Below are 9140 nucleotides of genomic sequence, written 5' to 3'. Positions count from 1 at the left end.
ACAGCACGCTCGCCGTCGTGATCCTGGCGGCAGGCCAGGGCACCCGCATGAAGTCCCGCGCCCCCGGCCCCGCCTCGGGCGCGGGCGGCCGCCCACGGGCAGGCGACGGCCGCCCGGGAGGTCCCCGTCCGCCTCCCGGCGTCCCCCGAGCCGCCCAGCCGCCACAATGGACGGGTGAGTGCGAATGACGAGGTCGACGGGATCGTCGACGCCTGGGTCCGGGAGCGGCCCGATCTCGACTTCACGCCGCTCCAGGTCTTCTCGCGGATGCGCCGGCTGGCCAAGCAGCTTGAGCGCGCGCGCGGGAGCGCCTTCGGCCGGTCGGAGCTCGAGACGTGGGAGTTCGACGTGCTCTCGGCCCTGCGGCGCGCGGGCGCGCCCTACCGGATGAGCCCCAAGCAGCTCCTCCAGGCGACCATGGTCACCAGCGGCACCATGACCAACCGCATCGACCGGCTGGTCGAGCGCGACCTGGTCGAGCGCCTCGACGACCCGAACGACGGGCGCGGCGTGCTGGTCCAGATGACCCCGTCGGGGCTCGCCCGGGTCGACGCGGCGATCACCCGCCTGGTCGACGCGGAGCAGGAGCTGCTCGGCGCGCTCACCCACGCGCAGCAGGAGCGGCTGGCGCAGCTCCTCCGCAAGCTCTCCCTCGACTTCGGCTGAGCCGGGCGCCGCGAGCCCGCCCGCCCGGCGACGACCGGGCGCCCGGGGCAGTGGCGGGAGCGGCGGAGGAGAGCCGCGTCAGCCCTCGAGCTGCTCCGAGAGCTCCAGCCAGCGCATCTCGAGCTCTGCCGCCTCGTCCTCGTAGGCGCGGAGCGAGGCGTTCAGCGCCAGGATGCCGTCGTAGTCGTCCTGGTCGTGCGTCGCCATCTTCTCGTGGACGGTCTTCGTCAGCTGGGTGAGCTTGTGCAGGCGACGGTCGATCGCCGACACCTCCTTCTCGGCGGTGCGGCGCTCGGCCCCCGCGAGTCCGCTCGACGCAGGCGCGGCGGAGGAGGAGCCCGAGGACGCGGTCGCGGGCGCGCCCTTCTCGAGCGCGAGGCGCAGGTCGAGGTACTGCTCGACGCCGCCGGGCAGGTGGCGGAACGCGCCGTCCATCACGGCGTACTGCTGGTCGGTGACGCGCTCGAGCAGGTACCGGTCGTGCGAGACGACGAGGAGGGTTCCCGGCCAGGAGTCGAGCAGGTCCTCGATCGCGGCGAGCATGTCGGTGTCGAGGTCGTTGGTCGGCTCGTCGAGGATCAGCACGTTGGGCTCGCTGAGCAGGATGAGCAGGAGCTGGAGCCTCCGGCGCTGACCGCCCGAGAGGTCCTTCACCGGCGTCGACAGCTGCGCGCTCGAGAAGCCGAGGCGCTCGAGCAGCTGACCCGGAGTCATCTCCTTGCCGCCGATGGAGTAGCTGGTGCGCTGCTCCGCGATGATCTCGCGGACGGGCTGGTGCTGGACACCGGTCAGCTCGCGCAGCTGCTGGTCGAGGATCGCGACGCGCACGGTGGTGCCGCGCTTCACCCGGCCGCTCGTCGGCTCCACGCTGCCCGCGACCAGGCCGAGGAGGGTCGACTTGCCGGCCCCGTTCACGCCGAGGATGCCGGTGCGCTCGCCCGGCGCGATCCGCCACTCGATGCGGTTGAGGACGGTCCGCTCGCCGTAGCGGACGGTGACGTCGAGCAGATCGACGACGTCCTTGCCCAGGCGCGAGACGGCGAGCTGCGAGAGCGAGACCGAGTCGCGCACCGGGGGCTCGTCCTCGATCAGCTGGTTCGCGGCGTCGATCCGGAACTTGGGCTTGGCCGTGCGGGCGGGGGCGCCGCGCCGGAGCCACGCCAGCTCCTTCTTCATCAGGTTCTGGCGCTTCGCCTCCATCGTCGAGGCCATCCGGTCGCGCTCCACGCGCTGCAGGATGTACGCCGCGTACCCGCCCTCGAAGGGCTCGACGAGGCGGTCGTGCACCTCCCAGGTGGCGGTGCAGATCTCGTCGAGGAACCACCGGTCGTGGGTGACGACCGCGAGCCCGCCCGACGACGCCGCCCAGCGGCGCTTGAGGTGCTCGGCGAGCCAGGCGATGCCCTCGACGTCGAGGTGGTTGGTGGGCTCGTCGAGGAAGACGACGTCCCAGTCTCCGACGAGCAGCTTCGCGAGGGCGACCCGGCGGCGCTGGCCGCCCGAGAGGGAGCCGACCACGCCGTCCCAGGGGACGTCGCGCAGCAGGCCGGCGATCACGTCGCGGGTGCGCGCGTCTCCGGCCCACTCGTGCTCCTGGAGCCCGCCGACGACGGCCTGGGCGACGGTGAGGTCCTCGTCGACCGTGTCGGCCTGGTCGAGCATCCCGAGCGTGACGCCGCGGCGGTGCGTGACGCGGCCGCTGTCGGGCTCGATGCGCTGCGCGAGCAGGCGCAGGAGGGTCGACTTGCCGTCGCCGTTGCGTCCGACGATCCCGATGCGGTCGCCCTCCTCGATCCCCAGGGAGACGTCGTCGAAGATCACGCGTGTGGGGTACTCGAGTCGCAGCGCCTCGGCGCCCAGCAGATGTGCCATAGGGATCCAGCCTAGGCGGTGCCGCCTGAGCGGTCCGCCGCGGGGCTGTCGCAGCACTGCCGGGTGGCGGCCCCCGGACCTCAGCCCGCGGGTGCCGGCTCCGAGACGGAGACCGAGCGGCGGTGCAGACCCGTCGCGCCGTCGGGGGCGGGCGGTCGCTCGACCGTGGTCTGCACCGTGCCGTCCGCGTCGGTCGCGCGCACGGTCACGACGTGGTCGCCGACCGTCGCGTCCCACTCGAGGACCCACTGGATCCAGGTGTCCGCGGTGACCTGCTCGGCGAGGCGCGCCTCCTGCCAGGCGCCGCCGTCGATCTGCACCTCCACCTTCGCGATGCCGGTGTGCGGCGCCCAGGCGACTCCTGCCACGGCGACCGTCCCCGCCTCGACGGGCTGGCCCTGGCGCGGCACGTCGATCCGCGACTCGATCTTGATCGGCCCGCGCTCGGTCCAGCCGCGCGTCGACCAGTACGCCAGGTCCTCCGCGAAGGTCGTGACCTTCAGCTCGACGACCCACTTCGTCGCCGAGACGTAGCCGTAGAGGCCGGGGACGACCATCCGGACCGGGAAGCCGTGCTCGACCGGGAGAGGCTCGCCGTTCATCCCGACGGCGAGCAGGCTCGCGCGGTCCTCGTCCTGCAGCACGTCGAGCGGGCTGGAGGCGGTGAAGCCGTCGATGCTCCGCGAGAGCACCATGTCGGCGCCGGCGGTCGGGCGGGCCCGGGCCAGCAGCTCGCGGATCGGGTAGCCCAGCCAGAGCGCGGTGCCGATCAGGTCGCCGCCGACCTCGTTGGACACGCAGGAGAGAGTGACCCGGTGCTCCTCGAGCGGCAGCGCGAGCAGCTCGTCCCAGGTGATCTCGATCTCCTCCTCCACCATGCCGGTGATCTTCAGCGACCAGTCGGCTGGCTCGACCGAGGGCACCGAGAGCGCGGTGTCGATCCGGTAGAAGGAGGCGTTGGGGGTGACGTAGGAGCTGATGCCCTCGATGTCGTCGAGCACGGCGCCGGCCGGGACCGGCGCGGCGGCCGAGGCGGGAGCCGGCAGGGACACGGCCTCGCGCACGGCGGTGACGGCGGCGGAGGCGGAGGTGAGGAAGCGGGCGCCGATGCCGGCGGCGACCGCGGCGACACCGGCGATCCCGACCAGGCGGAGGAACGACCGGCGGTCCGGGGAGTCGCTCTCGCGCTCCTCCTGCCAGCCGCGGAGGCGGACGGAGGCCGAGCGGAGCACGGCGGCGCCGGCCACCATGCCCACGACGCTCGGCGCGGCGTCGATCCCGGAGGCGCCCTCGCGGCTGACGGCGGCGAGCGCACCGGCGCCCGCGACGACGGCCAGCAGCAGCACGCCGAACGGCGGACGGCGGTACTCGAGGACTCCCGCGCCGACGGCCAGCAGGGCGATCGCGAGGCCGATCGAGACCAGGAGCACCAGCTTGTCGCCGGTGCCGAAGAGCGCGATCACCGTGTCCTTGACGCCCGGGGGCACGATGTCGATGACGAAGCCGCCGACCGCGACCAGCGGACTTCCGCCGGCTCCGGTGAAGACCGCGACGACCTCGGCGGCCGCGAGGGCGACGACGGCGGCCACGATCCCGGAGAGGATCGCGAAGAGGGTGGCACGGCGGGACATGAGCGGCACTCTAAGCCACGAGGTCGGAACTTCTCTGCGGACCGTCTGTGGAGCGCGCCGAGCGGCCGGGCGCGAGGCTCGCTCGACCCGGTCGGGAGGCACCGCCTCCGCGACTAGGTCGAGAGCAGGCGCGCCCCGTGGACCGGGCCGGACACCCGCACGGCGCTCAGCCGCGCGGAGCTCAGCTCGCGCTGCAGATCGGCCGCCGCATCGGCGTCCGGAGCGAGGAACGCCACGGTCGGACCGGACCCCGAGACGAGGCCGCCGAGCGCTCCGCGGCCCTCGCCGAGCTCGAGGATGCGGGCGAGTCCGGGCTGGAGGTGCAGCGCCGGCGCCTGGAGGTCGTTGTGCATCGCGTCGGCGAGCATCGCGGCGTCGCCGGCGCGGAGGGCCTGCAGAACGTTCGGATCGATGGCGGGGGTCGCCGAGATCGGGCGGAAGTCGTGCAGGTGGCGCTCGCGGTGCCGGTCGAGCTCGCTGTAGACCTCGGGGGTCGACAGGCCCTCCTCCGAGAGGACCAGCACCCACTCGAAGCGGCCCTTGGCGAGCGCCGGGCTCAACTCGTCGCCGCGGCCGACTCCGATCGCGGTGCCGCCGGTGAAGGAGAAGGGGACGTCGGCGCCCAGGCTCGCGGCGATGCCGAGCAGCTGCTCCCTCGTGCAGGCCGTGCCCCAGAGTGCATCGCAGGCGAGGAGGGTCGCGGCCGCGTCGGCCGAGCCGCCGCCCATGCCGCCGGCGATGGGGACGTTCTTCTCGATCTCGAGGTGCACGCCGCCGCGGTAGCCGGTCGCCCGGGCGAGCGCCCGCGCCGCCTTGATCGCGAGGTTCGAGCCGTCGACGGCCAGGCGGGAGGTGTCGATCGAGCCCGAGAAGGAGACCGAGAAGTCGGCCGCCTCCTCCGCGAACACGTCCTCGTAGAGCGAGAGCGACTGGAACGCGGTGGCCAGCTCGTGGTACCCGTCGTCGCGCACGGCGCCGACCTTGAGGAACACGTTGATCTTGCCGGGCGCCCGCGCGTGGACCCGGTTCGACATCGCGCGGTGGGCCATGCTTCCACGCTACAGGGTGGCGGAGGCGCCCTCGTCCGCACCCGGGGCGGGCTCCCCGTCGCCGTCCGCGTCGTCCCCGTCGGTCTCCGCCGGCGACCCGTCGGGTACCGCCGCGCCGCGCACGGGCACCCGCGCCGGATCGAGCTCGCGGCCCAGGCGGACGAAGGCGGCGACGTCCAGCTCCTCGCCGCGCGCGGTCTGCGGGACGCCGGCCCGCTCGAGCGCGACGATCGCCGCGGCGCTGTCGCCGAAGAGGGGCGCGAGCGACTGGCGGAGCATCTTCCTCCGCTGGGCGAACGCCGCGTCGACGACCGCGAAGACGGCGCGGCGCAGGGTCTCGTCGCCGGGCTCCTCGCCGCGGTCGAACGCGACGAGCACGCTGTCGACGTTCGGCACCGGCCAGAAGATCTGACGCGAGACCGCGCCGCCGGTCGTCCAGGAGCCGAACCACGCCGCCTTGACGCTCGGGCCGCCGTAGACCTTGGATCCGGGGCCGGCGGCGAGCCGGTGCCCGACCTCGGACTGCACCATGACCACTCCGGACCGGATGCTGGCGAAGTGCTCGAGGAAGTGCAGGAGAACGGGCACCGAGATGTTGTACGGGAGGTTCGCGACGAGCCGGACCGGCTCCCCCGGCAGGTCGAGCACCTTCATCGCGTCGGCGTGCACGACCGCGAGATCGGAGCCCGGCGCCATCAGCTCGACGGTGCGCGGCAGCTGCTCGGCGAGGCGCCCGTCGATCTCGACCGCCACGACCTGCGCGCCCGCCTCGAGCAGACCGAGGGTCAGCGATCCGAGGCCGGGGCCGATCTCGACGACGGTCTCCCCCGGGCGCACCCGAGCGAGCTTGACGATGCGGCGGACCGTGTTGGCGTCGTGCACGAAGTTCTGGCCGAGCTTCTTGGTCGGCGTGACGTCGAGCAGGCCGGCGAGGTCGCGGATCTCGGCCGGGCCCAGCAGGCGCGGGATCGCGGCGGCCGTCGGCTCCGCGGCGTGGCGGCCGCTCATGCGAGGGGTCCGACCGGCTCCGTCGGCTCGGAGCCGACCTCGCCACCCCACTCGCCGTACACGGCCTCCGTGTTGGAGGCGATCGTCGCGGCCAGGTGGCCGACGTCGGTCTCGAGGGTCGCGGCCATCGAGCGCAGGGTGTGCGGGAGGAGGTAGGGCGCGTTCGGGCGGCCACGGAAGGGCGACGGAGTGAGGTACGGCGCGTCGGTCTCGACCAGGATGAGGTGCCGCGGGGTCGCGACGAGCGCCTCCCGCAGCGGCTCGGCGTTCTTGAACGTCACGGTGCCGGCGAAGGAGAGGTACCAGCCCTCGTCCGTGCACATCCGCGCCATCTCGGCGTCGCCGGAGAAGCAGTGGAAGACGGTGCGCTCGGGGGCGCCGACGCGGCGCAGGGTGTCGATGACCTCGCGGTGCGCGTCGCGGTCGTGGATCTGCAGCGCGAGGTCGTGCTCCTTCGCGATGCGGATGTGCTCCTCGAAGGAGCGGAACTGCGCGGCGCGGCCGCTCTCGCCGGTGCGGAAGAAGTCGAGCCCGGTCTCGCCGATGGCGCGCACCCGCGGCTGCTCGGCCAGCTCGGCGATGACGGCGAGGGCGGCGTCGAGCTCGCCGCGCTGCTCCAGTTCGGGGGCCTCGTTGGGGTGGATCGCGACGGCGGCCAGCATGCGCGGCTCGCTCGCCGCCTGCTCGGCCGACCAGCGGCTCGTCTCGACGTCGGTGCCGACCTGGACGACGCCGCGGACGCCGACCGTGGAGGCCCGGTCGAGCTGCTCGCGGTGGTCGAGCGGTTCGAGGCCGTCGGCGATCTCGAGGTGCGTGTGGTTGTCGTAGACGGGGACGACGAGCGCCTCGGGCAGCGGCGGGTACGTCAGGTCGCGGCCGGACGAGGCCTCGCGGGAGCGGACGTGCTGGCTGTCGGTCATGGGCTCCAGGCTACCGGGAGGGCTCGCGGGGGCCGGAGTCCCGGGCGGACGAGGACCGAGAGGCGGCCGCTGAGGCGCCCTGAGCGGATCGGGTCAGCACCCGATCGGATCGGGACAGCCCGCCTCCCGCGCCGCCGGAAAGCTGGAGGCATGACAGACACCGAGCTCCTCGCCCACTCCGCACCCGGCTCCCTCGCCGGGCGCCACGCCCTCGTCACCGGATCCTCGAGCGGGATCGGCGCGGCCATCGCCCGCCGGCTCGCCGGAGCCGGCGCTCACGTCCTCGTGCACGGACGCGACCCCGAGCGGACCGGGTCCGTCGTCCGCGGCATCCGATCCGACGGGGGCACCGCCTCCGCGCTCGTCGCCGACCTCGCGGGCACGCCGGAGGAGACCCGCGCCGTCGCCGCCCGGGCGCTGACCCTCCTCGACGGGCGGATCGACGTCCTCGTCAACAACGCCGGAGTGTTCCCGGTGGGGCCGACCGCCGACCTCAGCGACGCCGACGTCGAGTCCCTCCTCACCACGAACATCCGCGTGCCGCACCAGCTCGTCGCGGCGATCGCCCCGGCCATGGCCGAGCGCGGGAGCGGAGTCGTCGTCAACATCACCTCGTGGATGGGACGGGTGGGCACGCCCGGGACCGCGCTCTACCCCGCGACCAAGGCGGCGCTGGAGCACCTCACGCGGGCGTGGGCGGCCGAGTACGGCCCGAGCGGCGTGCGCGTGGTCGCCGTCGCGCCCGGCGCGACCCTCACGCCCGGCAACGAGCACGCCGCGGCGATCCTGGAGCAGATGACCGCGACCGCCCCCGCAGGCCGGCCCGGACGTCCGGACGAGATCGCCCTGGCCGTGCGCTGGCTCGTCTCGGACGAGGCCTCGTACGTCCACGGCACGACGCTCGACGTCGACGGAGGCATCGTCGGCGCCCGCGTCTGACGCCGCGGCACGCGCCGCTCGGAGTCCCCGCGACAGCGCCCGCCGCTCAGTGGATCTGGACGAGCGGCCCGGGGTGGAGCGCAGCGTCGGCCGCCGGGGTCGTCTCGTAGGCGCGGCGGTAGTCGCGCCCGAAGTGCGACGCGCTCGCGTAGCCGACCGCGGCCGCGGCCTGCGCGGCGGTGTCGCCCCGGACCAGGAGCAGCCTCCTGGCCTCCCCGAGGCGGAGCCGCCGCAGGTAGCCCAGCGGCGACATCCCGGTCAGCTCGCGGAAGCGGCGGGTGAGTGTGGGCACGCTGGTGCCCGCCTCCGCGGCGAGCGCGCCGAGGGTCCATCCACGCGAGAGCGACACGCTCATCGCTTCGACCGCGCGGGAGACGGCCTCCGAGCGGACGGTGCTGGACGCGGCCAGCAGCCGGGGCGCCTGGTCCGTCTGCAGCAGCCGCAGCACGAGCTCGCGCGTGATCGCGGGGGCCAGCACCGGGATGTCGGCGGGGGCGTCGAGCAGGCGGAAGAGTCGGCGCAGCGAGTCGGCCATCTCCTCCGTGACCGTGCCGATCCGCGGGGCGGGAGCCCGCGGGGCCGTCCGGGGGGCGAGCGCCGCGATCTCGGCCACCACGAGCGGGTCGAGATGCCAGTTGGCCGACAGGAAGTCGCCGCGGTCGCCGGTCTCCACGACGGCCGCGACCACCGGCAGGTCGACGGGGGTGATCAGGAAGCGGCCGGCGCCCCACCGCTCGTCGGAGTCGCCGACCACCGAGCGCTTGCGGCCGGCCAGCACCAGGCTGAGGGTCGGCGGGAACCGGGTGTAGACGAGCTCGGTCGGAGCGGTCACCCGGTGCAGGCGCAGGGCGAGCGCGGCGGCGCGCTCGGGGTGCCCGACGTGGCGCCGGGTGAGCTCGGCCGCCTGCTCGAGAGCGTCGAGGACCTCGCGCGTCATCAGCGCCCCGCCGTCCACGGAGCGGAGGGCCGCTCGCACCCGGCGCCTCGAGTTCGGATCGCGGTCATCGTGCACTCTCCTGCGGGTCCTCCGCCGGCGACTCCGCGCCGCTCGGCTG

At 74.3% G+C, this 9140-nt stretch carries 8 protein-coding genes; 2 read left to right on the top strand and 6 right to left on the bottom strand.

All coding sequences use genetic code 11. The annotated features are described in order from the left end of the window. The first annotated feature begins 174 nt into the window (after positions 1-174). Positions 175-666: a MarR family winged helix-turn-helix transcriptional regulator gene (locus C5C24_RS13860; protein ID WP_104222340.1), complete on the top strand. Its 492-nt coding sequence runs from the start codon at positions 175-177 to the stop codon at positions 664-666. 78 nt (positions 667-744) lie between these two features. Here the strand turns inward: C5C24_RS13860 and C5C24_RS13855 are convergent, their stop codons facing one another. The 5 genes from C5C24_RS13855 to C5C24_RS13835 form a co-directional block, all read right to left on the bottom strand. Beyond that, positions 745-2538: an ABC-F family ATP-binding cassette domain-containing protein gene (locus tag C5C24_RS13855; RefSeq protein ID WP_104305240.1), complete on the bottom strand. Its 1794-nt coding sequence runs from the start codon at positions 2536-2538 to the stop codon at positions 745-747. Positions 2539-2618: 80 nt separating this feature from the next. Beyond that, entirely contained in the window at positions 2619-4169 is a 1551-nt protein-coding gene (locus C5C24_RS13850; RefSeq protein ID WP_104305239.1) for a molybdopterin-dependent oxidoreductase, read from the bottom strand. Between the two features lie 113 nt (positions 4170-4282). Further along, positions 4283-5218 carry a 4-(cytidine 5'-diphospho)-2-C-methyl-D-erythritol kinase gene (locus C5C24_RS13845; RefSeq protein ID WP_104280784.1) on the bottom strand — a complete coding sequence of 312 codons (936 nt, stop codon included), beginning with the start codon at positions 5216-5218 and terminating at the stop codon, positions 4283-4285. Between the two features lie 9 nt (positions 5219-5227). Beyond that, positions 5228-6226, bottom strand: coding sequence for a 16S rRNA (adenine(1518)-N(6)/adenine(1519)-N(6))-dimethyltransferase RsmA (rsmA, locus tag C5C24_RS13840; protein ID WP_104305238.1), 999 nt, complete (start codon positions 6224-6226; stop codon positions 5228-5230). Continuing rightward, on the bottom strand, positions 6223-7146 hold the full coding sequence (locus tag C5C24_RS13835) for a TatD family hydrolase (protein WP_104276383.1): 924 nt from the start codon (positions 7144-7146) through the stop codon (positions 6223-6225). The genes rsmA and C5C24_RS13835 overlap by 4 nt, the downstream gene beginning before the upstream one ends. A gap of 150 nt (positions 7147-7296) precedes the next feature. Between C5C24_RS13835 and C5C24_RS13830 the strand changes: the two genes are divergently transcribed. After that, positions 7297-8085: an SDR family NAD(P)-dependent oxidoreductase gene (locus C5C24_RS13830; protein ID WP_104305237.1), complete on the top strand. Its 789-nt coding sequence runs from the start codon at positions 7297-7299 to the stop codon at positions 8083-8085. A gap of 46 nt (positions 8086-8131) precedes the next feature. Here C5C24_RS13830 and C5C24_RS13825 read toward each other — a convergent pair whose 3' ends face one another. After that, positions 8132-9097, bottom strand: a complete 966-nt coding sequence (locus C5C24_RS13825; RefSeq protein ID WP_258065261.1) for an AraC family transcriptional regulator — start codon at positions 9095-9097, stop codon at positions 8132-8134. Between the last annotated feature and the right edge of the window lie 43 nt (positions 9098-9140).

This window comes from Rathayibacter sp. AY2B3 (assembly GCF_002931755.1).
GTDB lineage: Bacteria > Actinomycetota > Actinomycetes > Actinomycetales > Microbacteriaceae > Rathayibacter.
Note: the sequence above shows the minus strand (reverse complement) of the source record. Positions and strands in the feature narration are given on the sequence as shown.

Coding starts and splice junctions, on each gene's coding strand:
- C5C24_RS13855 (WP_104305240.1), bottom strand. CDS start 2,538: ATGGCACATCTGCTGGGCGCCGAGGCGCTGCGACTCGAGTACCCCACA.
- C5C24_RS13850 (WP_104305239.1), bottom strand. CDS start 4,169: ATGTCCCGCCGTGCCACCCTCTTCGCGATCCTCTCCGGGATCGTGGCC.
- C5C24_RS13845 (WP_104280784.1), bottom strand. CDS start 5,218: ATGGCCCACCGCGCGATGTCGAACCGGGTCCACGCGCGGGCGCCCGGC.
- rsmA (WP_104305238.1), bottom strand. CDS start 6,226: ATGAGCGGCCGCCACGCCGCGGAGCCGACGGCCGCCGCGATCCCGCGC.
- C5C24_RS13835 (WP_104276383.1), bottom strand. CDS start 7,146: ATGACCGACAGCCAGCACGTCCGCTCCCGCGAGGCCTCGTCCGGCCGC.
- C5C24_RS13830 (WP_104305237.1), top strand. CDS start 7,297: ATGACAGACACCGAGCTCCTCGCCCACTCCGCACCCGGCTCCCTCGCC.